This is a genomic window from Desulfosediminicola flagellatus (genome assembly GCF_005116655.2).
In the GTDB taxonomy this organism is placed as follows: domain Bacteria; phylum Desulfobacterota; class Desulfobulbia; order Desulfobulbales; family Desulfocapsaceae; genus Desulfopila; species Desulfopila flagellata.
Window position 1 is genome coordinate 5,149,334 of sequence record NZ_CP050698.1, and the last position, 25,546, is coordinate 5,174,879.

23 protein-coding genes and 1 riboswitch are annotated in these 25,546 nt (G+C 44.2%); of the genes, 6 read left to right on the forward strand and 17 right to left on the reverse strand.

Annotated elements, in window-relative coordinates:
- The first annotated feature begins 521 nt into the window (after positions 1-521).
- The 3 genes from FCL46_RS21325 (at position 522) to FCL46_RS21335 (ending at position 4,042) form a co-directional block, all read left to right on the forward strand.
- The gene (locus FCL46_RS21325; protein WP_136809002.1) at positions 522-1,643 is read left to right on the forward strand and encodes a sensor histidine kinase; all 1,122 of its coding nucleotides are present in this window, start codon (positions 522-524) and stop codon (positions 1,641-1,643) included.
- Positions 1,644-1,918: 275 nt separating this feature from the next.
- Positions 1,919-3,268, forward strand: coding sequence for a dihydrolipoyl dehydrogenase family protein (locus FCL46_RS21330; protein WP_136809001.1), 1,350 nt, complete (start codon positions 1,919-1,921; stop codon positions 3,266-3,268).
- 143 nt (positions 3,269-3,411) lie between these two features.
- A riboswitch (cyclic di-GMP riboswitch) is annotated at positions 3,412-3,485 on the forward strand.
- 167 nt (positions 3,486-3,652) lie between these two features.
- Entirely contained in the window at positions 3,653-4,042 is a 390-nt protein-coding gene (locus FCL46_RS21335; protein WP_136809000.1) for a hypothetical protein, read from the forward strand.
- A gap of 126 nt (positions 4,043-4,168) precedes the next feature.
- Here FCL46_RS21335 and FCL46_RS21340 read toward each other — a convergent pair whose 3' ends face one another.
- The 5 genes from FCL46_RS21340 to FCL46_RS21360 all read right to left on the reverse strand — a co-directional run bounded on the left by FCL46_RS21340 (position 4,169) and on the right by FCL46_RS21360 (position 9,471).
- Positions 4,169-4,480 (reverse strand): AzlD family protein, encoded by a 312-nt coding sequence (locus FCL46_RS21340; protein WP_136808999.1) that lies wholly within the window; start codon positions 4,478-4,480, stop codon positions 4,169-4,171.
- 12 nt (positions 4,481-4,492) lie between these two features.
- Complete coding sequence (locus FCL46_RS21345) at positions 4,493-5,209, reverse strand: AzlC family ABC transporter permease (RefSeq protein ID WP_136808998.1); 717 nt, start codon at positions 5,207-5,209, stop codon at positions 4,493-4,495.
- Between the two features lie 213 nt (positions 5,210-5,422).
- On the reverse strand, positions 5,423-6,085 hold the full coding sequence (locus FCL46_RS21350; protein ID WP_136808997.1) for a GntR family transcriptional regulator: 663 nt from the start codon (positions 6,083-6,085) through the stop codon (positions 5,423-5,425).
- 37 nt (positions 6,086-6,122) lie between these two features.
- Positions 6,123-7,010, reverse strand: coding sequence for a glycyl-radical enzyme activating protein (locus FCL46_RS21355; RefSeq protein WP_136808996.1), 888 nt, complete (start codon positions 7,008-7,010; stop codon positions 6,123-6,125).
- 43 nt (positions 7,011-7,053) lie between these two features.
- Positions 7,054-9,471, reverse strand: coding sequence for a glycyl radical protein (locus FCL46_RS21360; RefSeq protein ID WP_217909486.1), 2,418 nt, complete (start codon positions 9,469-9,471; stop codon positions 7,054-7,056).
- A 367-nt stretch (positions 9,472-9,838) separates the two neighbouring features.
- Here FCL46_RS21360 and FCL46_RS21365 point away from each other — a divergent pair, with 367 nt between their 5' ends.
- Both FCL46_RS21365 and FCL46_RS21370 read left to right on the forward strand, forming a co-directional pair.
- Positions 9,839-11,218: a DUF3179 domain-containing protein gene (locus tag FCL46_RS21365; RefSeq protein ID WP_136808995.1), complete on the forward strand. Its 1,380-nt coding sequence runs from the start codon at positions 9,839-9,841 to the stop codon at positions 11,216-11,218.
- Entirely contained in the window at positions 11,215-11,781 is a 567-nt protein-coding gene (locus FCL46_RS21370; RefSeq protein WP_217909487.1) for an HD domain-containing protein, read from the forward strand. Before FCL46_RS21365 ends, FCL46_RS21370 begins: the two co-directional genes overlap by 4 nt.
- Before the next feature lie 78 nt (positions 11,782-11,859).
- On the opposite strand, the gene phnE (FCL46_RS21375) is transcribed toward FCL46_RS21370, so the two are convergent.
- From phnE (FCL46_RS21375) to FCL46_RS21415, 9 genes are all read right to left on the reverse strand, one after another.
- Entirely contained in the window at positions 11,860-12,660 is an 801-nt protein-coding gene (gene phnE / locus FCL46_RS21375; RefSeq protein ID WP_136808994.1) for a phosphonate ABC transporter, permease protein PhnE, read from the reverse strand.
- A complete protein-coding gene (phnE, locus tag FCL46_RS21380) occupies positions 12,657-13,457 on the reverse strand; it encodes a phosphonate ABC transporter, permease protein PhnE (RefSeq protein ID WP_136808993.1) in 801 nt (266 codons plus the stop codon). Before phnE (FCL46_RS21380) ends, phnE (FCL46_RS21375) begins: the two co-directional genes overlap by 4 nt.
- Positions 13,445-14,233, reverse strand: a complete 789-nt coding sequence (gene phnC / locus FCL46_RS21385) for a phosphonate ABC transporter ATP-binding protein (RefSeq protein WP_136808992.1) — start codon at positions 14,231-14,233, stop codon at positions 13,445-13,447. Before phnC ends, phnE (FCL46_RS21380) begins: the two co-directional genes overlap by 13 nt.
- 117 nt (positions 14,234-14,350) lie before the next feature.
- Entirely contained in the window at positions 14,351-15,364 is a 1,014-nt protein-coding gene (phnD, locus tag FCL46_RS21390) for a phosphate/phosphite/phosphonate ABC transporter substrate-binding protein (protein ID WP_420811289.1), read from the reverse strand.
- 554 nt (positions 15,365-15,918) lie between these two features.
- Complete coding sequence (locus FCL46_RS21395) at positions 15,919-16,617, reverse strand: hypothetical protein (RefSeq protein WP_136808990.1); 699 nt, start codon at positions 16,615-16,617, stop codon at positions 15,919-15,921.
- A gap of 312 nt (positions 16,618-16,929) precedes the next feature.
- Complete coding sequence (locus FCL46_RS21400; protein WP_136808989.1) at positions 16,930-17,127, reverse strand: hypothetical protein; 198 nt, start codon at positions 17,125-17,127, stop codon at positions 16,930-16,932.
- A gap of 1,208 nt (positions 17,128-18,335) precedes the next feature.
- Positions 18,336-19,757, reverse strand: coding sequence for a transferase (locus tag FCL46_RS21405; RefSeq protein WP_136808988.1), 1,422 nt, complete (start codon positions 19,755-19,757; stop codon positions 18,336-18,338).
- Between the two features lie 104 nt (positions 19,758-19,861).
- The gene (locus tag FCL46_RS21410) at positions 19,862-20,431 is read right to left on the reverse strand and encodes a CBS domain-containing protein (RefSeq protein ID WP_136808987.1); all 570 of its coding nucleotides are present in this window, start codon (positions 20,429-20,431) and stop codon (positions 19,862-19,864) included.
- A gap of 727 nt (positions 20,432-21,158) precedes the next feature.
- Positions 21,159-22,697: a class I SAM-dependent methyltransferase gene (locus tag FCL46_RS21415; protein ID WP_136808986.1), complete on the reverse strand. Its 1,539-nt coding sequence runs from the start codon at positions 22,695-22,697 to the stop codon at positions 21,159-21,161.
- A gap of 419 nt (positions 22,698-23,116) precedes the next feature.
- Between FCL46_RS21415 and FCL46_RS21420 the strand changes: the two genes are divergently transcribed.
- Positions 23,117-24,040, forward strand: coding sequence for a hypothetical protein (locus FCL46_RS21420; protein ID WP_136808985.1), 924 nt, complete (start codon positions 23,117-23,119; stop codon positions 24,038-24,040).
- A gap of 214 nt (positions 24,041-24,254) precedes the next feature.
- Here FCL46_RS21420 and FCL46_RS21425 read toward each other — a convergent pair whose 3' ends face one another.
- Genes FCL46_RS21425 through FCL46_RS21435 form a run of 3 tightly spaced genes read right to left on the reverse strand, consistent with a single transcriptional unit; the run spans position 24,255 to position 25,541 of the window.
- Positions 24,255-24,497, reverse strand: coding sequence for a hypothetical protein (locus FCL46_RS21425; RefSeq protein ID WP_136808984.1), 243 nt, complete (start codon positions 24,495-24,497; stop codon positions 24,255-24,257).
- Complete coding sequence (locus FCL46_RS21430) at positions 24,487-25,080, reverse strand: SET domain-containing protein (protein WP_136808983.1); 594 nt, start codon at positions 25,078-25,080, stop codon at positions 24,487-24,489. Before FCL46_RS21430 ends, FCL46_RS21425 begins: the two co-directional genes overlap by 11 nt.
- Positions 25,077-25,541: a GNAT family N-acetyltransferase gene (locus FCL46_RS21435; protein ID WP_136808982.1), complete on the reverse strand. Its 465-nt coding sequence runs from the start codon at positions 25,539-25,541 to the stop codon at positions 25,077-25,079. Before FCL46_RS21435 ends, FCL46_RS21430 begins: the two co-directional genes overlap by 4 nt.
- Between the last annotated feature and the right edge of the window lie 5 nt (positions 25,542-25,546).

Consider the following 25,546-nt stretch of genomic DNA (forward strand, 5'->3'; position numbering starts at 1 on the left):
CTGTCATTAATAGGAATTGCTTTTACAGCCTGGTAACTCAATCGCTTATAATGAACTCTTTAGACCTGAAACACCTTCAACAGCTGAGAGTTCTGGATAGCCTAAATATTGCTAAGTGAGATGGTCAACTAACGACAATTGCAATACACTCGTTTTCTTGGCCGGTTAAAGCTATCTGTCCATCACAATAATAGGTAAATCCGGCGACTGAACTGAGCAGCACAAAGATTTGCACACACAATATTACAAGTAGTTTATCGATAGTTTTACGACCATCACGTATCTTTGATGTATCCTTTTTATCGCCCTGTTGAGGGATTACTGTTTATCTCGAAATTTGAGATGACACCTGCATAAAAACAGTAATCATCCAAAAGTTGACATTTTGCAAGGAGTCATTCAGGCACGCATGACAGGCCTGACACATCCCCACCATTGGTATAGCCAGTCTATTATGTTACACTCTTCTGATGGGTATTAAGCGCCACATGAACTCTATGAGAAATCGTTTGGAGATCTAGATGAAAACCTATTTCGCTTCACCGGAACGATCAGACAAGCAGCAACTTGCCGCAGAAATTGAAATCGTCAGCCAAAGCCCAATTGTTTCAAGCGTACTCCATTCTGTTGGTGGCCTGCTTGCCGTATTGAATGAACATCGACAGATAATTGCCATTAACGATTCGTTTCTAAAGATGCTTGGTATCTCAGATCCGTCAGAGGCTCTAGGGCTGAGACCAGGTGAAGCAGTTGGGTGTATCCATGCTCACGAGGAAGAAGCCGGGTGCGGAACGAGCAAATATTGTTCAACCTGCGGTGCGGCTATTGCTATAGTAACCTGTCAAGAGCAAAACATTCCGGTTGAACGTACATGTGCTATACAAGCCTCCAGAGGTGGAGAAACCATCGATGTCGCCCTATCAATCCGGTGTCACCCGATAACTATCAACAACTCACAGTATCAGCTCCTTTTTGCCACAGATATTACAGCCCAGGAGCAACGGGCAGCTCTGGAACGCACATTTTTCCATGATGTTAATAATGCACTAACCATGCTCGTCCATGCAAGCGAACTTCTTCAGATACAAGCGCCTTCTCAGCTTGCAGAAATCATCCATCAGGCATCTCTGCGGCTACATAAAGAAATCGAAATCCAACGCTGTCTCTCCACAGAACAACATACCACCTACCAACCTCTATGGACTCGGGTAAAAGCCCCAAAGGTTTTCAATGATCTCAACCAGTTTTTTTCACACCACAAAGCAGCAGTCGGTAAAAAACTGGTATTTAAAGAACCAGATGAAGATTTTGAAATCACAACGGACATATCAGCACTCTATCGCATCCTCATCAATATGATAGTTAACGCATTGGAAGCCACTGAAATAGACAACGAAGTAAAAATCTGGATTGCACCACCTACTCAAACGTACCTAACTTTCTGTGTCTGGAACGATGCACTTATCCCGCAAGAAATACAAAAGCGAATTTTCCAACGTAACTTCAGTACAAAAAACGAGTCCGGCAGAGGCATAGGAACCTACTCAATGAAGCTGTTTGGAGAAGGGATCCTTGGAGGAAAAGTAACATTCAGCTCTTCACCCGGAGAAGGTACACTCTTCAGATTTTCGCACCCGATATAGTTAGTTTTCATCCTAAAACTCAGCATTTTGTTCAAGATCGAGGCGCGGCTCAAATTTTACCGCAAGCATATAGCTGATATTCTGAGGATAAAATTCGGGCCACAACGCTGATATTGAGCAGCAAGGTCGTTTTAGGACGGAAACTAGTTAGACGGCTATTTCTGACTAGTTTACAACTTAACAACCCCCAAACCATTTCCTCTTTCTGCTCGGTTAACCTTATCATTCATCATCAGCACGCATCGCAAAAAAACTTTTAACCTCAGAGGCTCTGTATGAACCGATATGAATATGATGTAATTGTAATTGGATCTGGTACCTCAGCCTATTATGCAATTGATGGGTTAAGCAAAAATTCTACTTTTAAGATAGCCGTTGTCGATGAACGTCCCTATGGCGGAACCTGTGCCCTACGTGGCTGCCAGCCCAAGAAATACCTGGTAAGTAATGCTGAGGCGGTCGCCATGGCAAACCACTTACATGGTCGTGGCATCACCTCAACCCCTACAACAGACTGGAAAGCCTTACAGGATTTGAAAAATGAATTCCTCAAAGGACGATCAGAAGCCGATGTCAAACATTGGAAAAAGAAGGGCGTAGCAACCTATCATGGCAGAGCCCGAATGACCGCTGATAACGAGGTACAGGTCGGCAATGATCTCTTGCAAGCCAACCGTATTATTCTGGCAACCGGAGCAGTACCCCGGCACAGTGATATCGAAGGCAGTGAGTTCCTTCACGACAGTGAATATTTTCTGGACATGCCAGATCTTCCGAAACGGATTGTATTTATCGGTGGCGGGTATATCTCATTTGAATTTGCTCATGTCGCAGCCAGAACCGGTGCCCAGGAAGTTGTCATTATGAACCGCTCATCACGCCCGCTCAGATCTTTTGACAATGACATTGTGACGACGATTATGCAGGCCAGCGCAGCATCTGGCATCAATGTTCTGCTTAACACTTCTCCATCAAAAGTTATAAAAAATGGTAACGAATATCTGCTGCACACGTCTACAGGAGATGTAATTACGACCGATCTTATTATCGAAGCTACAGGCCGTATACCTAATCTTTCTGTATTAGACGGAGAAAAGGGCAATGTTTCTTTCTCGTCCAAGGGAGTAATTGTAAATGATTTTCTGCAAAGCACTACAAACCCAAAAGTCTATGCAATAGGTGATTGCGCCGCTACGCCATATATGCTGGCACCGGTCGCGGATAAAGAAGGGCAGACAGTTGTTCAGAACATTGTAAACGGCAACAGCACAACCATAGATTATTCAGAAATTCCAAGTGCAGTCTTTACTATCCCAAACATTGGTTCAGTTGGCTTAACGGAAGAGCAAGCCAAAGAAAACGGTCTCGATATACGGGTAAACCAAGGAACCACGACACAGTGGCCATCATCTAAACGGATAGGTGAAGAACACGCCTCGTATAAAGTCATTATTGATAACTCCACAGATCTCATTGTTGGCGCTCACATTGCCAGACACAATAGTTCAGAAGTAATAAATGTGTTCGCCCTGGCAATCAAATTCAAGATTACAGCAAAAAATCTTGCTGATTTCATGTGGGCCTATCCAACCTACACATCTGATCTAAAATACATGGTGAAATAAGGTAACACTGCTATTGGCTTTTCTCAAAGAAGAATGAATACGCTGTTACTCCACCACTTGCAACTTAACCGCACACCACTCTGTCGTATTGCATCTACTCTCGACCTGTCCTAGCTTTTGTTACAAAAGGAAGATGTTTTAGTCGACGATAAAGCCAAACCTGTCGTAAGGTAGGGACGGAAAGCTACGGGTCTGTTGAGAAAGCCGGGCTACCTTGAGACAAGGTAGCCCGGCTTTTCTATTTCTACTGATACTGAAGATTGTGACATTACGTTGATGGATTTAGCCAGCGGTTGCCTTATGCCATCATAGCCATCATACAGTTTCACAAAATTTTGAGGCAGCCATTAATGTCCACATGAGGTAACCACAGGGAGGAACATCATGTCATTCAGCGCATATCTCGTAGGCTCCTGGGAGAGTCGGTTCGGTGTTGGTACAGCCCTTCAGATTATCAATCCAACACTTGATCATTTAGAGGTTATTGTCGCCTTTTTTGACGACAATGAACATTGCCTCAAGACCATGAATGGGGAATTGAGCCCCAATGACATGTGGGAGGTCGTAGTACCCAAATTGGAGAAACAGTTTGGTGTGGCAAAAATCATTTCGCACAGGGATAAGGAAATAATGCCGGGGATTGTTGGTTTTCAAAGGCATGTTCTGGCAATCCCCACACCCACAGAGATAGCTTTTTCAGAGGCTCCTTTGGCTGCTATTCCAGAAAAATATGCGGCAGATGAATTAAAAAAGATTTTGGCTGGTTGTCCATAAATAGTAGTAGCGTTGCATAGCAAACAGGTCTTTCAGTGCTATTCGCGGGGACTCCTGAACGGGAGTCCCTGTTTCGCACAATCAATCTGTTGGTTGCAACTCTGCAGACACTGTTTGCTGTTTTTATCAACTGTACAACCTAAGCAGGTAGACAGTCAGTACACCGGCAATCATCGTCAGTAAAAGATTTTTGGTTGTATAATGGATTACAAGACATGCAATCACTCCGAAAATCCCCTGCCAACCGGCATTAGCTGCGCTGGGTGCTACTAATGAAACCAGGATGGTTCCCGGTAATGCATCAAGAAAACTCCTCAGCGGTCCGGATTGCGGCAGTCGATCCGCCAGCAATAACCCACCAAATCGAAAGGCATAGGTAATAGCAGAGGCCGCCAATATAACAATGAGGCCGTTTTCCAGAAAAAGATTATTGTCCATTATCGTACTTCTTTAGTTTTCTTCGTTTTTAAAGCCGCTCAGGGCAGCGGCTAAAGCACCGCCAACGCCGCCGATAACTATATACCATTTGCCGGGCAGGAACGTTTCGCAAACAAGTGCCAACACAATTGCAACACCCCAGGGGATCATATCACCCTTCCCTCGCCATAAGCTGAGAGTCAATGCTGCAAATACTGCTGTAAAGGCAAAATCGAGTGCATATTTCTCTGGCTGACTGATAAAACTTCCAAGCAGATTCCCACCCAACGTCCCCGAAGACCAGGCACACAGCAGTAATAGCCCACCTCCTAAGAGAAAAAAGGGATTGGTTCCTGTTTTTCGATGTTCGGCAATAGTTACCGCCCAGTTTTCATCAGCTACCAAGTGCATAAAAAGAGCTTTTCTCCATAGTGGATGACCACTGAAAACAGGTTGCAAAGACGCGCCAATAAGCAGGTAACGTAAGTTAATGATGAAAACAGCTATAGAAATAGTGATAACCGATAGCGGAGACTGCCACATATCCACCATCACAAATTGCGCAGATCCGGCAAACATCAGAATATTCATGGCCGACATTTCAGCCCAGCTAACACCTTTCTGAGCACTCAACACGCCAAGCACCCCGCCGTACGTTACTGCACTGATTGCAAGTGGGATATTTGCAAGTGCCCCTCTATAGAGGCTTGAGTATTTTGCTAATGCAATTTCAGGTGATGCAGTCTTCATGATTTTTAAACAAGCCTAACATGTTGATGCATTTCGACAATCAGAGCGCAAGACTCCGAGGTTGTAAGTTGATCCATGATAAGAAAAACAATACCCTATAGAGTAATAGATATATAGATTCAGATTTTCAGAAATTGAACAAGTACAGTTGATGCGAAAAAGGGGATTTTATCACGACTCTCTTTCAGAGATGAAGTTTGATGATAAAAGTCGCTATTCGTTAGCCAGAAATCGGGTGAGGTGGTCAGATGCCTTAATAAGATGCCTCTTCAGCACCTTCTTTGCTGCAGGTATATTCTGCTCCCGGCACGCTTCAAGCAATTGCCAATGTTCTTTCTGCGATATTTTTGCCGCCGCCAGATGATCGAGATAAATCACCAAATATCTAGCCACATTATTATGCAGGCTCTGTATTGTATTGAGCAGCATCGGCATTTGCGCCGCGCTATAGAGTATTGCGTGAAATTCCCAGTTGAGGTCACTCCAGTTTTCTTTTTCGGAGCCACTGTCAATAATTTCAAGAATCCCCTGTGATCGAATCAGATCAGACACGCCAAGCTGCGGAATAGCTCTCTCTATTGCCACCAACTCAAGAGCAACACGCATGGCATATATTTCCTCAACCTCGGATGCCGAAAGCTCAGCGACAACTGCACCCCGTTTGGGAAAAAAAGAGACCAGACCTTCGGCTTTGAGCTGTACTAAGGCCTCTCGCAACGGGATCTTACTGACCCCCAGTTCCTCTGCAATGCGATCCTGCCGAAGAGGTTGATTGGCCTTATATTTACCATTCAGGATATCCTGTCTGAGATGATTGGCTATAATATCCGGGGTATTGGTCTGTCCACTGAGGAATACGGCTGATTTTGCATTCATGGCTCGAAAGTATACGTGGAAAGAGTAGATGTCAATATCAGGAATGTGTGCATACAATACCTGCAGCCTGCAAACTATTCGCTATTCGCTCTATTTTCGGCTGATCGGGTGAAGCCATTGCAAAATCATAGTGTTGCCCTAATGCTGCATATTTACTGCTGCCGAAATCGTGGTAAGAGAGCAACTCAACTGATTTCAAATTCTGCATATTTTGACAGAGATTTATGATACCCACTACATTTTCTTCTGTGTCGTTTAACAATTTAACAAGAGGAACTCGAAGACATACTGAATAGCCTGCCTTGTCGATCCGGAGAATGTTTTCGATGATTATCCGGTTTGATACACCTGTGAGGTCTTTATGCGTGCTCTCATGAGTGTGTTTTAGATCAATATAGACCTCATCAATATATTCGAAGATGTCAGCAACATTCTCATAGTCGAAAAATCCGCTTGTCTCTACTGCGGTGGATATTCCTGCATCAAAACAGGTGGTCACAAGTTTTCTCAACAGTTCCGGCTGAGCCATTGGTTCCCCGCCCGAAAAGGTCACACCGCCTCCGGAGCTTCTGTAAAAAACAGCGTCACGGATTAACACATCGACAATTTTCTCAACAGTCAGTTCTTCACCAACCAACTCTCTCGCAGAATTCGGGCAGACCTTAACGCAGGTTCCACAACCAGTGCAGCAATCACGGTCATAAATGAGCCGCCCGCCTTCCATGCGACAGGCCCCTGCGCCACACGATTCTACACACTTGCCGCATTCTGCACATCTCTCATGCCAATAGAGAATCTGTCGTTCGAAAGCCCAGGACTCCGGATTACTGCACCACCTGCAACGTAAAGGACATCCTTTAAAAAATACGGTGGATCGTATGCCCGACCCATCATGCAGGCTCCAGCGCTGAATATTAAAAATCATACATCATTCCCTTCCTGTAATTCCTTAAAACATAGACAGAAAATCACGTTAGAGAATACGAGGTTCGCTCTATGATCGCATTCTGAACTTCTCGTGAAAGGGTTGTAAATCGTGCGCTGTAACCGGCAACCCGTACTAATAAATTCCTATGTTTTTCTGGTTGCTCCTGCGCTTCAAGAAGTGTCTCTTTATCAAAAACATTGAACTGCACATGAAAAGCATCAAGCTCAAAATAGCCTTTTATCAATCCAGCCAACTTGTTCAGATCAGTTTTCTTTTTGAGTGAATCAGGAGAGAGTTTGATATTTAGCAGGGTGCCACCAGAATGACGACCATGATTGATCTTGGCGGTTGAGCGCATTGCCGCCGTGGGGCTTGTAACATCTGTTCCTGCATGAGCTGAACAGCCTTCTGTAAGGTGTTCACCCGAACGTCTTCCGCAGGGAGTTGCACCGACAGCTTTTCCGGCTGGAATATAGTTCGAGATCCCCATAAATGCTGAATTAAACGTGCTCCCGTAGATATCTGTATACCTGCTTATCTCCTTGTGGAACCAATTACTTACTTCGACTGCGATACAATCAACATAATCGTTATCGTTACCAAATTTTGGAGCGGCCTTTGCTTTTTGATGCAAATCTTCATATCCGAACCAGTTGCTCTCAAGTGCTTTACCAAGTGTTGTTATATCAATCTCACGATTATCAAACACAAGATGTTGTATAGCTGCAAGCCCGTTTGCTGCATCTGCAATACCGATACCTGTCAAAACAGGGCCGACATTGTAGAGGGCACCTCCACAGCTAACATCACGTCCTGATTCCATACACCCTTCGGTGTATGACGAAAACAATGGTCTCGGCGCCATCTCAGCCTGTACCTGCTGCGCAACAATAGTTGCAATAACTCCATGCTTGATCATGTAGTGCAAATGTTTGAAATAGCATTCTTTCACCATATCAAAGTTAATCAGACTGTTCACAACACCAGTTTTACAACTTAGTTGTCTATCCCATACTCTGCTTTTTCCATCGGTGAAAAGAAACTCAAGGGGTGCCGCAAGATTGATATTACAGGCTGAAGTCCATTCACTAATTTTAGGTGAGTGAGGTACAACGCATCCGCAATTGCTCCAATCCATTGCATGCTCGGGCGCAAGCCCCACAGAACTGAGCATCTGGACTCCGACCCTGTCGTTGTGAATTGCAGGAAACCCTGTCCCCTCTTTTACAAGACTGCAGACGTCATGCAGAAAACTGTTTGGGGAGTCAGGATGAATCCGAACACTTAAACCAGGCTGATGACTCTTTACTCTCTTACTGGCGTTCAGGCACATATAACTGATAGCATTGGTCCCATCGATTCCATCCGGTTTTCTCCCACCAACGGTAAGGTTCTGAAATGCGTTGTATCCCGCGAAAAAACTGGCTGTATTCTTTGAAACAAACCAAACCCACTCAGACAGCTTAATCCAGAGACAATTGATGAGCTCCTGCGCTCCGCCCGTGCTGATAATTCCCTGCTCAAGATCTGTGGCATAAAAAGGATAGATAAACTGATCAAAGCGGCCGATATTGAGTGCAACAGCATTTTCAAAGAGACCGTTTGCCAGCTGAACTGTCCAGACCATTTGTATTGCCTGCCAGCATGTCGAAGGCGGATTACCCGGGACATTTTTGCAATTATCTGCAATAGCGAGTAATTCGCTTTTTCGCACACTATCACTTTCCTGAAAAGCAAGCCTTTGAGCTTCCTGTTCATATCGCCTGCTTAGATGAATAATTGCCTGAGCACAGATGATTATCGATTGATAAAAATCGGCTTTTCCAATATCCACCGCTACTGTCAGATCAAGTTTTTCCAGCTTCGCCTGCGCTTCTTCAATTATCCCGTTAAAACCTTTGGTAAAAAGAATATCGGTATAGTCCGGAGTGATTTCACCAACAGCACAACGCCATTTGGAATCATTATCGACAATTCCGGTATCAACGGCAATATTTGCTGTTTCTTCAGGAAGACGCGCCAAAAATGCTTCCTCCACCGACTTTCCATTCCAGAAAGGTAATATTTGGCTAAGCAGTTCCTGCCTGTCATCTTCTGCTATCTGATACGGATCCTGCTCACGATGTTCTATATCTTCGATCTCGTCTTTCACCCACTGCCACGAGAGTTCAGGGCTGACAGCAGCTGAACGCCTGTGAGCACCTGAAGCGCCAACAATCAGTTCATCAGGATAGATATTCACAGGTATGCGTTCACAGATTTTTTGAAACGCCCGGGATTTTTTTATGATGGCTGAAGATCCCGAGTTTTCAAGATGTGATTCGGTAACAGCCTGAGCACGAATGATACACACCGTAGGGGTCGCCTTGTCATATTGCTCTATAAGGTTGGATATGCGCTTATCCATTCGCTTTTGCTGTACCATATCAATTTTATTGCTTTTATGAGTTGATATCATTAGCGCTCCCGCAATATATTATTCGTAAATCGACCAGGAAAAAAAGCTCATATTCAAACGTTTCCCCTATCCTGAAATTTGTAATGCATCAAGTAAAATAATATAATCGTATACTATTTGAGTCAAGAACTTTACAGCCTCACTGAGGCTCAAGGAGAGTCAGCTGATTTTGAGGTGACTAATTCCATGCGCATTTCCTCTACTGCAAGCTTTCTCCTCATGAAATCGCGATTGTAATACATATGGCAATAATAATGAGTTGCACTACTATTAATTAGTAGAGGTTGATCAATACCGACTCTCAATTGCCAACTTCACATCAATTTGAAGCTATTTGTTTGTTATCTTTATCCTGACAGGACGAGCTATGTTCAGAATTTTTTTCTTTGTGTCTCTATTTGCCATCCTATCCCTGTCCATTCTTTCAACACAGCTGCCCGCTCAGGCAGAAGACCCTGAAGGGCTAGTCCGGGCTGTTCTGATGAACACTCCTGAAGGTCGTAAAGCCGCGCTTGAAAAAATTGAAGCCCGCGGCGAGCAGGATCTTATATCTTCACTCATTCTCATTTTGCGTTTTCGGGGAAATAACCCGGCAATCCTTGAGGTCATCAGCAAGCTTGCCGGAGAAAAAATAGACAACTGGTATGAGGCTATGATCTGGCAGCAGGATCATCCGGAAATTAAGCCGCATAGTACCTACAGACCATTGAAGGTGTTTTTATACAGCCAGATTGATATCCAGTTCCTTCGTTTTTTAGGTGATGATCGTGCATTCCCGGACAACCTGAATATTCGGCTTGAAGAAATCACCTGGGGCGGAGTGAAGGTTGGAGGCATTCCGGCACTCGAATATTCACCGACCATAGCCGCAGAAAAAGCTGACTACCTGCTTGACGATGATCTGATCTATGGTGCAGTTATCAACGATGAAGCGCGAGCCTACCCGCTGCGCATTCTCGGCTGGCATGAGATGGCTAATGATATTCTTGGAGGAGTCCCTGTCTCTTTGACCTACTGCACACTTTGCGGCACAGGGATTATGTATGAAGGACAGGTTGACGGGCAGGAAAAACCATTCTCGTTCGGCTCCAGCGGTTTACTTTACAGATCAAACAAGTTGATGTTTGACCATCAGACAGACAGTCTCTGGAATCAGTTCACCGGGCGTCCTGTCAGCGGTAAACTTCAAAAGAGCGGACTGCAGCTTACAATGCAACCGTTGGTTGTAACCTCCTGGGCTGAGTGGAAGAAGCAGCACCCGGATACCACTGTACTCAGCGAGGAGACTGGATTTAAGAGAGATTACAACTCAGGAGCAGCCTATAAAAAATATTTTGACAGCCCTAAGCTCATGTTCCCTGTGCAGGTTACAGAACGTGAAGGTTTACAGCCAAAAGACAGAATTTTCGGCATTGTCCAACCAGGTGCAATGAAAGCATGGCCGCTAAACGCATTCACCTCTTCTCCTGTAATTAATGACCAGCTGGGATCTCTGCCGCTTGTACTTATCGGTGATCCGGCAACCCAGACTGTGCGGGCTTACAAACGCGAAAGTGAGCAGTTCACAGCCGGAGAAGCCGATCATCAGTTGAAAACGCCGTCCGGTATCTGGCAAATCGACGAAGATTTCCTTACAGGGCCAAACGGAGAACGACTTCCGCGCATAGCAGGGAGGATGAGCTTCTGGTTTGCCTGGAACTCGTTTATGGGAATGGAAAGCGAAGTATATACTACAGGTAAATTATGACACAAAACGACATCATGATTTCAATATTCTCACAAGATGTGTTTGTAGCTGCGTGGAATTTCTCTTCCAGTGCTCATATTAATCAGAAACTCCCTGGTAGCGAAATTCCGTACATTAACCATATTGGTAATGTGGCAATGGAAGTAGTGGCAGCAATTACGGCAATCCCTGTTGAATTTCCAAATTTATCCATTCAATGTGCATTGTTACATGATGTAATAGAAGACACAGATGTCACCTATGATCAGGTCAGATCCACTTTTGGTGAGGAGGTGGCTGCAGGGGTAATGAGTTTATCGAAAAACACCAATTTGCCGACAAAAGCGGAGCAGATGGAAGACAGCCTGAACAGAATCCTGCTGCAACCGAAAGAGGTCTGGATGGTAAAACTCGCTGATAGAATCACCAATCTGCAACCTCCGCCCCATTACTGGAATAAAGAAAAAATAACGAACTATAGAGATGAGGCAATCCTCATCCATAAACATCTTGGTAAATCCCATAGGCTGTTATCAGACAGACTCCAGCAAAAAATCGACGACTACCAAGTATTCATCGCATAGCCTTTTCACCCTAAAAAAAACGGGACTATTGCTTTTCAGCAATAGTCCCGTTTTCGTTCCAATAGTGTCTGACTCTTCTTAAATAAGATTATTTCGTATTTTGGTAACTAACAGCTCTGCCAGAATAACAACGACAAAAATAGAAACGAGAATAACCGAAACACGATCCCAAAAGAACAGGTTAAGGGCTGTATCAAGCACCATGCCTATCCCGCCTGCACCAACCAGACCGATTACCGCAGATTCCCGCACATTGATATCCCATCTAAAGAGAAATATTGCCCAGAATGCCGGGGCAACCTGAGGCCAATAACCTTTCAGAAAAATCGAAGGCCAGGGAGCACCAGCAGCTTTCAGTGCTTCTATCGGGCCTGGATTAACCTCTTCAAGAGCTTCGGCAAAAAGTTTGCCGACAAAGCCCACTGAACGAAAACCTATACAGACTGTTCCTGCAAGAGCACCTGGTCCGAAAATGGCAACAAACAGGAGCGCCCACACCAGAGAATTGACAGAACGTGACGACACCAGAATAAGCTTGGCCAGCCAGTTGAAAAGAGGCATCCGCACGATATTGTTCGCGCCCATTATACCGACCGGAATAGCCATAACTATTGCCAGCAATGTTCCGAGAGTTGCAATATGCAGAGTTTCAACCATCGCATCATGAATGCCTTTCGGATAATAGGCCACATCAAGAGGCCACATTCTGCTCAACAGATCAGCCACCTGGGTCGGCGCGTCATACAAAAACTCCGGGATAACCTCTACCGTCCTTAGAGAAACTGACAGTGCAAGAGCAAACAACAGAAACACCGCAAACCGGGCGAGCCTCTCCGCAGAGGTGAACCGTTCCCACTTGTGGTCGTATGTATTGCTCATTGGAAAACCTTTTTAACCTGAACAGAAATGAATTCACTCACCATAACAAGCGCAATAATTGAGATAAGAATCGCTGCCAGGAAATCGTAGTCAAAACGTTGAAATGCGGCAAACAACGTTCCGCCGATTCCACCAGCACCAACTATACCAACCATGGTTGAGTTACGAAGATTAGCGTCAAGCTGATACGAAGCAAAACCTATAAAACGGTTGAGCACCTGAGGCAGCACACCATAGATAATAACACTGATAAACGGTGCACCGGCAGCTCGTAAAGCCTCCAGGGGTTTCAGTGAAATCTCTTCAATAGCCTCGGCAAACAACTTGCCGATAAAACCAATGGAAGCGAAAATTAATGTCAGAATTCCCGCTAGTGGTCCGAATCCTACAGCCTTAACAAAAAGAATCGCAAAAATAACCGGATGAAAAGAGCGACATAAAGCAATAAAGACTCTAAACGGCCATGTAACCCATAAAGGCATGAGATTTCTTGCAGCACAGAGCCCGACAGGCAACGAAATTGTCACACCGAACGCCGAAGCGATGATGGCAATTTCTACTGTCTCTATGAGATTACCAACAAGCAGTCTCCAGCGTGAAAAATTGACAGGCACCATCTCACTTAAGAATTCTCCACCGTTTCCAAGCCCGGCAATAAATCTGCTCAATGAAACATCAAGATAGTTGGCGGCATACACGACATACACAGCGGCAAGTATCCAACCGGCTCTTGCCCACCAGTTAACCTTAAACGGGTTACCGTAATTTTTTACTCCATTCGGGGTCATTGCAGCCATTCCTCCCCACCATAGATCTCTTTCAGGTTCTCTCTGGTCAGTTCTGAAGGTGGGCCGTCGAAAACAATCCCGCCCTTTGAAAGCCCTATCACCCGCGAAGTAAAACGCTTTGCCAGCTCAACATCGTGAATATTAATGATAAGTGGAATATTTCTATCTTCTGAAAGCGTAACCAGCAATTCCATAATCTCTACGCTGGTCTTCGGATCTAAGGAGGAGGTCGGTTCATCAGCCAGCAGGACATGAGGCTCCTGCATTACTGCTCTGGCGATACCGACACGTTGACGCTGGCCTCCAGAGAGACTGTCCGCACGCTGATGAGCAAAGTCTATCAGGCCAATAGCCTCAAGTAATTCGAAAGCTCTGTTGACATCATCCTGCGGATATTTCCTGAGCCATGCCCGCCAGGAAGAAACATACCCCAGGCGCCCGCTCAGCACATTTTCCATCACGGAAAGGCGCTCTACAAGGTTGAACTCCTGAAAGACCATGCCGATCTTTCGTCTCGCCAGTCGCAACTGACTGCCTCTTAGTGCAGTAATATTCTCGCCACTGACATACACATTGCCACTTGTTGGTGGTATAAGTTTATTCACACAACGTATCAGCGTACTTTTTCCAGTTCCCGAAGGACCGATAATCGCCACACTTGACGTTCCATTCACCTCAAAACTGATATCTTTAAGAACAGGTTTCCCCGCTGTGTATTCTTTGACAAGGTGCTCCACCCGCAACGATCTTTCTGGCTGCATGTCTGTATAGTTCTCTGTCGTCATATCATTTCAACCGGTACTGCGTTTCAATCTTCCATCAGGATAGATAAAGAGATAAAAAAGAACCCGAATCCCCCCACAGATTATCACGGGGGGATTCGGGTAGAGAAGGTCCAACTATTACTGCTTAGCTTTTTTTGCGGCAGCCTTTGCAGCTTCTTTCTCGGCCATTTTTTTCAGGCCGGCCTGGTTGTAGGAGGTTCCTGTTGACGCAGCGATATCGCGGATAACTTTCCAGTCATCTTTATACGTTACCGGATAGAAGCGATCAGCTTTACCAAAGGTTTCCTGCATGGCTGGGGTAAAACGATACGAATGGAAGGCATCGACAATTTTCTTCACAAGGTCAGGGTGCAGGTTATGGGCATACCCGAATGAAGATGTTGGGAACTTAGGGCTTGTAAAAACAATATTGAACTCATCAGGATTAATCCTGCCTGCTTCAGCCATTCGATTATAGACATCAGATGCAACTGGTGCCGCATCGTAATCACCATGAGCTACACCAAGAATGGACTGATCGTGTTTTCCTGAATAAACAACAGTGTAATCTTTATCAGGAACGATCCCGTACTGTGGAAAAATTGCGCGCGGAGCGAGGTTACCGGAGTTTGATGATGCAGAGGTATGAGCAATTCGCTTTCCTTTGATGTCATCAAGCGTTTTGATACCACTGTCTTTTTTGGTAACTACGATCAGGTTGTAACCTTGAAAGCCCTCAGGGTAACCTTTTACAGCAATAGGTACATATCCTGCCAGGTTAACAGCAAAGCCGGTAGGCCCTGTGGAAAAGCCGGCAATATGCAGTCTTCCGGAACGCATTGCTTCAACCTCAGCAGCATTTGACTGAACTGTGTAATAAATTACCTTTTTGCCGGTTTTCTCTTCCAGATATTCCTGAAAGTCTGCAAACGCATCTTTATAAACAGCGGGATCTTCTACGGGAGTATAGGTGAAAACAAGTGTTCGCGGGTCTTTCCAGTCGTTTTCATCTTTTGGAGTATCTGCAACCAGGTCCATGTTTTCATCGCAATACATCTCATCAAGAGTACCACGATTTTTACATTCTTCAGCAGCAGTTGCTACACCTGCGGAAAAAAGGGCTGCCAGTACAAACGTCATGATTCTTTTCATCATTTTTCAATTCCCTCTCATTTTGAGTTGCTTGAAAAAACTACGAAGCAGTGGTTGATCGTTGCCGGGGTTATTGGGCAAAACACCCAAACCATTGCACTTTACGTAAATGTTATCAAAAAAGCAGAAACATCCTACAAATCCATGAACATCCATGTATATAGCTGACTATATGACGCCACATCTAGTGTGTTTTACCAACCCCTGTCAATACAAAAATGGAATATTTATTATTGAATCGACAATTTCGTTTGGAAAGGCATACTCTTCAAATAGGCATAATGGGAGATACAGGAATGAGCAGGATACACATAGATGTACATCACATGACGAATCGCGACGAAAACGTAAAGAAGTATTGAATTGCAATTTTTTTCAAGTAATAGAGACCGGTATTACCTCGCTCAACAGGTAGCAGAGCACCAAGGACAGTTGCACAAAGGGGTAGCTGCGAGATTTCGGAAGAAAATCGGCCTGCTCGCCTAAAAGGTGATTTTTAACAAGAAATCAATCAGTCCCTGGTGAGTGTTGCGGAGGTGAAAAGGCAAGTAATATCAGTTTATCTCTTCCAGCAACCGCAACTCAACACGCTCAAGCCATTCATCCTGGGCGTTTCTATCAAATACCAATGACGTGTCTTCATCAAATTGAATATGATGCTTTAGTTCATCCCGCATAGCAGCTGCTGCAACGCTTTCAAACTGTGCATTAAGTCTACTGTTGACCTCATCATAGGTGTGAGCTGTCACCACATATCCCTGCATTTTTCGGGCGACATTTTGACTTAAGACACGTGCGCTGAGTTCTGACAACGCAAAGTGGACCTGCTCATGTTGCAGGACATAATTCATCTTTTCTTCAGGTACTTCAGGATTCCACCAGGAGCAGGAGGGTTCGAATAATGCCTGAAACAAAACTCGCACCATCCGCCCCTCATAGAGCGACTGGTCCCCGATTGTAACAGGAGAGACCTCCATGACCGAATCTTCTGAGACATGCATCCGGATGCATGATTGAGCATGAATATTGTGCCGGCCATCCCGCTGTTTATTGGGGAGTGCGGGGGCATGAAAATCTTCGATAGAGAGTGTTCGATAAGAAATACCGTTTCCTTCCGGAATCGAGTAATTGTTAGATTGCTGCAGGTATGGTGGTGCATACTCCTCCCCCACAGAACATGACATGAGCGATAGAGAGACCAGAGCAGTTAATATCGCTCGACATACTCGATTCTTGAGACGACAACTATCCATTACCAGCAGGTCCCTTCAGTAGCACTACCGTTTTTAACACAACATCTAATAATTATTGCTCAATCAGGGCTCTTGTTGCACCGGCCAATGTGGGAAACGTATAATGGTAATTCTCGACACACCTGATGAGTATTTCTTTGTAATGCTAAATATACTTAATAGGTAAAGATGATGATTGCAAACACCAAATCCACCTGACACTTATCGCATAACCTTTTAAAATAAATACCTATCCATACATTTACGTGCAAATATATTCTGAGTCGGACCTGCTCTGTACGGGTTAGAATTGTGTAAAAAGAATCTTCCCTTTCACCCTTTTTGATTTTCCGAGTGTAAATTTTCCAACTCCTCCTGTTTTTTAAGCAGATCAACAAGGTGATTCTCTGTACTCATCAGCAAAAGCTGAGCGCTGTATTCACCAGGGTTCTTCTCAAAATTCTCTTTCGACTCTGCAAGAATCACTTTTGTCTTTTCTATCTGCTCTTTCAACTCGTCAATTCGGCTCATAATTCATACGTCCCTGATATTCTATTATAACGGTAATGTTTTTTTGACCTACGTTTCAACATTCAAAACGTCAATTAAAACCAATTTTTTTAATACGTCAAACAGAGGATCTTCGCCAAGTCATATATTCTCTAACCCCTCGTTATGCAGATAATAATTATCCTTATCGAGCAATTCCCGATAGAAAAAAATAATTGTGCAAACACGTTACACACACATGTCATCTAAGCAACGCATCCTCCCAACAAATAAGTTTTTGATATTTAATACATTACCATGACACAATCGCCAGATCCCTAACGCATGCACGAATCAGAAAAATCACAAACACCTCACTCCACACGATTGACAGGAACCAGCAATGGTACACAAACATCTTGAATCAAAGCATTTTTTGGTTAAGATCATACCACTGAACAATTGACTAAAGGAAGGAGATCAGCGGGTAATATTCGCAATTTCAAACTCAACAAATAGCACCACGCTTTTTAACGTAACCTGTTAATGACACACGGAAATGTTTGCTGAGTCCATCCTCAGCAACTAGCGTGATAAGTTGCAGATATTATGCGCAAAAACCTGAAACGTTCAGCAAATGGTATGTTCACATCAGATCAGAACAAATCTATATCCGTAACCAGAACGTTGGAGATGTTATGAAATCTAAAGATTTTGAAAAGTTTGCTATGCAGCAGATGGTACTCAACGTCTCTGTATTTGGCATTGTTCTAGCCTGCTCAATTGCAGTAATTGCACTTCTCAGAACTCCCATGTAGTTATGCGTTCTTATCAATAGACATTTTTGCAGGTCGAGCTACAAGCCACGCCGTTGTAGTAAACTACTCCGCATGGCGCATAACATTGCAGTTGCAAAATATTTATGAACTTCGAAATACATACTCTCAATTACCGGCTTTTCTGATGGTACGAGGGGCACTTTCACCAGGCACAGATAGATGTCACAAAACCATTGTCACTAACTGCCTGGAAGTCTCACTTATTGACGTATAAGGCTATTTCTCTTTGAGTGAAATGATCGACAGACGTAAAACGAAAACATCAAGCCGATCGTTGTGGTAAACGAAGGTGTGGGGATTTGGTAACAAAGCGACATTTTACGTTTTGAAATTAGAACTATCTGAGAACAGCACGTGATGTACCTGTCTCAACCCCATCTCGTATTGAATGGGGCTGAGACAAGAAAAAAATTAGAGTTCTATTGTAATATTTGGATACAACCCCTCCATTTCACCAAACTGGAATGGCTGTATGGTGTTAAGGGACAAGTTCTGATTTCTCTGAGCATGACCGGTATTCTTCTCACCATCATAAAAAGCACCGTTAACTTCAAGGATGTGATAAATCCGGTCCTTAAAGGCTTTTACAAAGAGCTCGCCATCACCTTCAAAATACAACCTCCCCGTGTTAAATCCTGTCTTTTGCTCTGAGAGTTCAACAAGGGAAATACTATGCTCTTTAAGATCTTCTTTGTTTCTGATCATTCCCCAGACAAGATGACCCGGCGGGATTTCCAAGGGTTCACTGATATCAATAATGGTGTGTGGCATTACTACGCAGCCTTTCCCTATATGTAACCTGCTGCCTTCCTTGCCCTGAAGAAAACTGTTGAAACCGACAAACACATCCTTTTCAAGATTAGCCTCGATTATTTTGGCACCATGGGCCGTTACATTAAAACCTTCGAGAGTCGAGTTGATGATGTAACAGTTCTCCTGAGCATTAGATCCTTTGCCAAGGGTTGAATTCTGTATATACGCCCTTTGAGAAACCAGCACATTGTCTGAAATTACAGTTTTGGGAAGGACTACTGCATAGCGGTCAAGAGAAGCTGTTTTGGGTATGGATTGAATTTCATCAAGTTTTGCTGCATCAAAAACACGCTGAAAAGCTGCTTCATGCTGCTCAATAAAATCAAATAACATACCATGTGGAAGATCACCCGCTACAACGCCTGCATATTTTTTGAGCAGAGCAGGATCATGTCGATAATAAAAATTAAAATTGCCCGGACTATTTACCCATATAGTTCCCGGTGCAATGCGCATATGACTTATTTCACCAGCCTGGACATATGAATACGTCCCAACAACACAATCCTGAATAGTTGTCAGATCAACTGTTGCAAAAGGCCCCAGGAAGGTTCCGTCGCAGGGAGCACCGTGGATGTTTGCATAATCCATAGCAAGCGTATCCCGGATAAAAAACACCTCAGGTGTCTCCGGGTCGTGGGAAAAACAATGAACGAGAGTCTTTACCAATGCACTGGATTTAATGTCAATTAACTCGTCCTGCATAAGAGGGATTGTAAAATCATTACATTGAAACGTTGTCCCCTTCCGTTTCAATTCATCACCGCGGATATCGGTCTTATAGAGCAATGAGTCGACAACACTACATTTTCCTAGAAAATAGCTCCCGGCTAAACCTGAATTTTTAAAAACCAGACTCAACGGATGATCTGTACTGATGCCATAAAACGCGTAGAACTTATGCATCTGTTCTGGCTGAATAAGCCCGGTGGAATATGCTTCAGCGTCAAAGTCGAGTTCGCGAAGATTAATATTCACCCGCTGAATGATTCTATCGTAGAGTTCTTGTAACTGGTTCATCGCTGTCCTTTAGTAGAGAATTGTTTTCACAGGAATCGCTATCCCATTAGATTTTTTTTAGGATGGAAACTAGATAGTTGAAAGTCATCCTTTAGGGGATAGAATCACATCTCCGGTGTAGCCTTAGTGGCTCTCATCTTATGAAATACAGCGGCAAAAACGTCTGCTATCCTGAGAATTCCAACTATTTCATCATTCCGTGTAACTAAAAGTGAGAGGTGTGTGCCTGCCACAAGCTTGTGAATTGCAATATCCAGCGAACTTTCTTCATCTACAAATTCACCTGGAGTTGGTTTTTGCATAAACTCTTCTACTTTCTTCGCGGCCGCTGCTCCAAGCGGTTCATTTGTTAATATAGGCCCTTGAAATCTGGCATTTTCCATCTGCCTCGCCATATATTTTTCACTAAACCTGAATTTACTCAGATTTTCTGTTTCGCTCTCCAGATCGAAGCGAGTCTCAACAGCTTTTAATATTCGCAACTGACCGATTTTACCGACAACCTTATTATCGTCATCGAGAACCAGGATTGCTCTATGCTGATACTTGTTTGTAGTAAAGGCCTCCTGGGCTGTCTCCAGTGCCAGGGTTGCTTCAAGCAAAGAGGTGCCGACCTTGACCGTAGCGTATTCCGAAATAGGCACCATAAGGTCCTTAACGCATGTTTGCTCCATACAATTCTCCTTGAGTAAAAGTTCGTAACTCTAAAATGCAATATTTTGATAAGACCGAAAGGGCATCAAGGAAAGCAGATCGTCCTTTCAATCTTAGTGTAATTTTTTCTCTCAATTCCAGACGTACCCCGATCACCCGGCTGAAAAGTACATGACCAATTCTCTTGGCGATTGACTCTTTAACCGTAAAAAATCCCGATAGCGACTGAAGATTTCTGAATGAATAAAAGGGTTGGTTAAACAGATTATGCGCCCCACCTATGTGGCAAACGCAGCTAGACATGTATATTTCTGGAAGGTGAAAAAGGAGAAGGCAATGACAGGAAGTAGAAAAATACGCGGAAATCCGCACACTAGAGAGTGCTGAGAACTTCTGCACAACCGTAGCAGTTGTTCCATAGTCCTGGAGGGAGAGAAAGATAACCTCCTTTCGTCTCCTACGATTCATCACAGGATACCAGGTGCCTGGATCTTCTATACGCAATGGTCTGGACATAGTCTATTACATTTACCACACTTCTGGAAAAAGGTAAAAGCAGACTTAATCATACGTAAGCGTTTGAAAAATAAAGTTTAGGATCAGCGTTTATGCTGAAGAAAGTGCACGAAGTATTTTTGATAGAGAACGCTTTAGGAGCCTGTCGCTTTTCTCATCTTCTCTGATACTCCACACGTGACACATGAGTAGAAAGCCAGACATACAAACACCAATCTATAGAAAGAAGACTTACACCTCGCACCAGTAAATACGTACATGTTCCGGCTGCCCAGAAAGTGCAGGAAAATCAAGAGGCGGAGAAAGCTGTGTAACTGTTCCGAAATGTTTTTGTAATTCTTTAAGATAATACGAAGCATTGCCTCCGCGATGATTATTGGCAAAAAGGGCAATACCGGTCTCTGAAAGAATAGTCCGTATCTGTCTGGCCAGTTCCGGCCATTGTTTTTCCACATGAAAGCCTCTCCCCTTGCCAGCGGAAGCAAAGACCGGAGGATCACAGATAATCAGATCCCAGTAAGCAAACTCTTCCGGATTTGCTGCCTGCTTGCGCTCCTGTCGCGTCAGCCATTTACACACATCTTCTTGAATAAATTTCCCGCGACCGTCCTGCCCCAGACCATTAATTGCAAAATTTTCTTTGCCTCGTGCCAGCGTCGAACCAGCCAGATCAACTGAAAAAACGATTTCAGCACCGCCATCAACGGCTGCTGCGGAAAACGAACAGGTGAACGAAAAAAGATTAGCTACTCGGCGCCGGGATGCAACCTTACGGATTCGCCTACGCGAATCGCGCTGATCGAGAAACAATCCGACATGCTGTGAGTCATTTATATTGACTCCAAAAGCCAGGTCATGCTCTAAGGCCAGAATTTGCTCAGGAATTGGTTCTCCCCACTGAATAACGTCATGAATCAGTTTTTTCTGATGAGGATTCTGAGCATGGCGACGCAGCAACGCTCCCTGCCATGCAACTCGGGTTGAAAGATATTTGAGCAAAGGTGCTAAGGCGTTTTTCAATTTCGTGGAGTTTAACTCATCACTGAATCCGGTGATAGAGAGAAACGAACCGTATAGATCAATACTTACCGGCAACTCGATCTCGCCACGCTGAACAAGACGATAGCTGTTACTCACCAGTGCAGGCCAACCCAGACGACGTTCCCAGGCTACTGCACCATCTATGACAACTCCTTTTTGCCCTTCAAGCAGCAAAGCAAACGAATCGGGTTGCTGAGATGTTATCGGCTCTGCAATATCCGGCCATTGTACCAAATAGCAATGGAGACAAAGCCGTGGAAACTGCTTACCGCCATACTGATCGTCACCAAGAATGGGAACACCTGACATCGCAGCGTGCTGACGAATTTGATGGGTACGTCCCCGTTCAATTACAGCTTCGTAGCAGTAGAATCCGTGCCCTTCAACAAGCAGTCGAAACGCTGTGGAACATTCCTTACCAGCCAGTGGTTCGGATTTCCGCCATGCTTTCTTACCTTTTTTATGTCGACGATCACTTATAAACCGATACGTTTTACTGGATATCTGTTGCTCATGGATTTGCTGTGCCCGCCCACTTGCTGCCGCACTTTTTGCGAGCAATAAAACCCCACTTGTCCCTTTATCGAGTCGGGAACAGATATGCAGTTGTCGGTCCTGGTGCAGGGCAAGCCACTCCACTACGCCGGTATCACCCTGCCGCGCACCGTGCGTTGCAAGGCCTGTGGGTTTATCTACTGCCAGCCAGTTATCGTCTTCGTAAAGAATCATAAATACATACTATCAGGTAAAACTGTTGTAATTCAAATAGATCAGAATCAATTGCTATTGTTTCTACAGTCCTCTCCCCCTCACCTTTCAGATGAGTGAAGTTACAGCAACACATATAACACTCTCAAAGTCTTGAGTATACAGCCGGGTTAACAAACACCTCTATATCCCACACTGCAATAGAAAACCATCAATCTTCTGATATCACTCCCCGAAAAACCAGTATCAGTTTCACGATTATACAATTTTTACGTGCTCCCCCCCCCAGCCTGCAATCCCTTATGGTCACGCCTAACCTGCATCAACTATTAGGAACAACAAACATTTTGAGATTTTTTAAAAATTCTTTAAAGATTTTAAATGCGTTGCCGATAAGAATTACTGCAGTTGTTTATGTTCTATATTCAAGGAGGAATCACATGAACAATATTACCAGTCAATTCCCACTGGCAGGATTCTCTTCCAGGCAGGCCCCATTGTCCGACTTTCGTTCTGCAGGTTATGCAAAAGAACAATCTTACAGATCACAGGAAAGCCTCAATACAGGTTTGGTCATCCAGACAAAAGATGGTGATCAGGTAACCCTGACTTCAAATAGTTTTACCGAGATGGACGCCTATATGTATGACAGCAAAGGCGTTGTCCAGACAGACTCAGGTTCAGCGGCATTCAGCCACAATGTTCGGGAAGTCACCCTGGCATCAGGCCAAAGCTTTTCTTTTACTGTTGAGGGCGATTTAAGTGAGGATGAGCTTGAAGATATCGATTCAATAATTCAAGGGCTCGATGGAGTCATTTCAGAAATGAAAGATGGCGATATGTCCGGGGCTCTCGATAAAGCACTCAATATTGGAAGCTTTGATACGGTCTCATCGTATGCTGCCGATATCAGCTACCAGCGATCGTATGAAATGAGCTCAGCGGTTGCAGCAACCGCAACACAATTTCAACCTGCAGCTGAAGAAGCGCCCGAAGAGCAACGCCTCGCTGCACCTGTTGCAGAATCTTCACCTGAACTCAGTCCTTTCAATGGAAAAAAGAGAGGCCTGATGGACTTTGATACGTTCTTCAAAAAGATGATCAAGCAGTTTGAAGCCCATGAAGACAAACAAATCGGGCTGGCCAAAGATCCTATTAATACGCTTTTTAAGCACCATCTTGATGAAATCGGTAAAGACGATGACTCTTCCGGATCTATATATAGTGCTCTCGAAACAGCAATGAATGATATCGATTCGCTGATCCAGGAAAAAATGAATACTCTGTTTAACGATCAATTGGCAGAATTTGCTGAGCCAGCGGTGTCAACAGCACCTGCTGAGACAGCAGAAGAAGACAACTAAATCATCGTCTCATGAAAGAAAGACTTCCCCCCGCATGCTTCACCCTGAAGCATGCCGGGCAAGGAAGGACATCGTAACGAGAGTATCCGAGACTATTCTTAAAAACTGTATACCTGTAACACTAAGCACAGTCCATCTCCATAGATGCCTGATTACGTCCTTTTCAGGCATCACGGAGCCACACATATTTACACCATCATATGGGTTTTAAAGATCATTGCACACTCTGCATGGATGATCTCTTACTACTCCACATCATATTGAGCATATTGATAACCTGATGAAGCTCAGGATAGGTTTGTGATAGATTGTTTGTAATTGTTATAACATCATTTTTTTCATCAATTGTAAGAAGGCCTTCATCATCGGCCTTATTGATGCTCCTCCAGATATTTCTCTGTTCATATTCTAAATACCCAAGAAAAGAGTCTGATTCGTCATATTTGTCACTTCGCATAACGTCCACCTGAAAAATAACAGTTTGTAATTGATGCCATTGGCTGGTTTCCTGCGCTAATATCTTCTAGTTGCCTCCAGCGATCTTCAGGAATCAAAGAGCGAAGAGGCTGGCTTACTTCTTTAAAAAAAGGAAACGCCTGAGAAAGCAAGGCATCCCACTCTTCCCCATGACGCAGCAGATCATCGGGATGAATTGTAACTTCGTTTGGACCCGAAATGGTAAAGGGCTCTACAATATTCAAGGTCCCGTAGTGATTGGTTATCTCTTCATCAGGATGGATATCACGAACAGCCAACTCCAGATTGTACGCTGTCGGGAAACAGTTCGGAGAGCAAGCGTGGTTAATGAATCGGGTGTTGTCCCAGCAGAAAATGTAATTCCCCGTATTATTCCTATAGCTGTAATGGAAGATGACCTCGCGTATCGGTGGGTCATATTTTTCAAATTCCTGCGGACTGATCTCACGGTCGAGCTGATCCCGAGCCCAGGTAATTGTTCCACGCGGAATATAATCAGTTGCAAAAAGGCCATACCCGATATCATCACTGATAAATCGAACTTCAGTCTTAGGATGAATCATGCCCGGACCTCTGAATACACATGCTTTCTCAAAAGCAGTGCTGTTGAACCATCGGTATAATAGCCGTTTTTTCTGCCATAAAGGCTGAATCCGGCAGCCAGATAAAAAACCAACGCCTCTTTATTCTGCATCTGAACTTCAAGATGAAGCGCGTCACAGCCTGTGTTGTCACACAATTGCTCTGCACTTTGCAGAAGATGACGGCCGGCACCTGAGTTTCTGTACTCCTGCAACACACCAATTGAATACAGGCGCAGGATAGAGCTGTTGCTTCGCCTCAGCAGCACCATGTAGCCGACAGTCGTATCATCGGGCAATTGAGCCTTAACCACCTGAGCTGTGCTGCTCTTAATCAGGTAACGCATTTGTTTGATAGAGATGAGATCATACTCAAACACTGTTTTTTCGATATCCGCAAGGATATTAACATCTTCAATAGTGGCTTCTGATAATTTCAACATAATAA

Bases quoted from the DNA above. Each gene is read 5' to 3' on its own strand.
- FCL46_RS21325 (WP_136809002.1), top strand. From the start codon at position 522: ATGAAAACCTATTTCGCTTCACCGGAACGATCAGACAAGCAGCAACTT.
- FCL46_RS21330 (WP_136809001.1), top strand. From the start codon at position 1,919: ATGAACCGATATGAATATGATGTAATTGTAATTGGATCTGGTACCTCA.
- FCL46_RS21335 (WP_136809000.1), top strand. From the start codon at position 3,653: ATGTCATTCAGCGCATATCTCGTAGGCTCCTGGGAGAGTCGGTTCGGT.
- FCL46_RS21340 (WP_136808999.1), bottom strand. From the start codon at position 4,480: ATGGACAATAATCTTTTTCTGGAAAACGGCCTCATTGTTATATTGGCG.
- FCL46_RS21345 (WP_136808998.1), bottom strand. From the start codon at position 5,209: ATGAAGACTGCATCACCTGAAATTGCATTAGCAAAATACTCAAGCCTC.
- FCL46_RS21350 (WP_136808997.1), bottom strand. From the start codon at position 6,085: ATGAATGCAAAATCAGCCGTATTCCTCAGTGGACAGACCAATACCCCG.
- FCL46_RS21355 (WP_136808996.1), bottom strand. From the start codon at position 7,010: ATGATTTTTAATATTCAGCGCTGGAGCCTGCATGATGGGTCGGGCATA.
- FCL46_RS21360 (WP_217909486.1), bottom strand. From the start codon at position 9,471: ATGATATCAACTCATAAAAGCAATAAAATTGATATGGTACAGCAAAAG.
- FCL46_RS21365 (WP_136808995.1), top strand. From the start codon at position 9,839: ATGTTCAGAATTTTTTTCTTTGTGTCTCTATTTGCCATCCTATCCCTG.
- FCL46_RS21370 (WP_217909487.1), top strand. From the start codon at position 11,215: ATGACACAAAACGACATCATGATTTCAATATTCTCACAAGATGTGTTT.
- phnE (WP_136808994.1), bottom strand. From the start codon at position 12,660: ATGAGCAATACATACGACCACAAGTGGGAACGGTTCACCTCTGCGGAG.
- phnE (WP_136808993.1), bottom strand. From the start codon at position 13,457: ATGGCTGCAATGACCCCGAATGGAGTAAAAAATTACGGTAACCCGTTT.
- phnC (WP_136808992.1), bottom strand. From the start codon at position 14,233: ATGACGACAGAGAACTATACAGACATGCAGCCAGAAAGATCGTTGCGG.
- phnD (WP_420811289.1), bottom strand. From the start codon at position 15,364: ATGAAAAGAATCATGACGTTTGTACTGGCAGCCCTTTTTTCCGCAGGT.
- FCL46_RS21395 (WP_136808990.1), bottom strand. From the start codon at position 16,617: ATGGATAGTTGTCGTCTCAAGAATCGAGTATGTCGAGCGATATTAACT.
- FCL46_RS21400 (WP_136808989.1), bottom strand. From the start codon at position 17,127: ATGAGCCGAATTGACGAGTTGAAAGAGCAGATAGAAAAGACAAAAGTG.
- FCL46_RS21405 (WP_136808988.1), bottom strand. From the start codon at position 19,757: ATGAACCAGTTACAAGAACTCTACGATAGAATCATTCAGCGGGTGAAT.
- FCL46_RS21410 (WP_136808987.1), bottom strand. From the start codon at position 20,431: ATGGAGCAAACATGCGTTAAGGACCTTATGGTGCCTATTTCGGAATAC.
- FCL46_RS21415 (WP_136808986.1), bottom strand. From the start codon at position 22,697: ATGATTCTTTACGAAGACGATAACTGGCTGGCAGTAGATAAACCCACA.
- FCL46_RS21420 (WP_136808985.1), top strand. From the start codon at position 23,117: ATGAACAATATTACCAGTCAATTCCCACTGGCAGGATTCTCTTCCAGG.
- FCL46_RS21425 (WP_136808984.1), bottom strand. From the start codon at position 24,497: ATGCGAAGTGACAAATATGACGAATCAGACTCTTTTCTTGGGTATTTA.
- FCL46_RS21430 (WP_136808983.1), bottom strand. From the start codon at position 25,080: ATGATTCATCCTAAGACTGAAGTTCGATTTATCAGTGATGATATCGGG.
- FCL46_RS21435 (WP_136808982.1), bottom strand. From the start codon at position 25,541: ATGTTGAAATTATCAGAAGCCACTATTGAAGATGTTAATATCCTTGCG.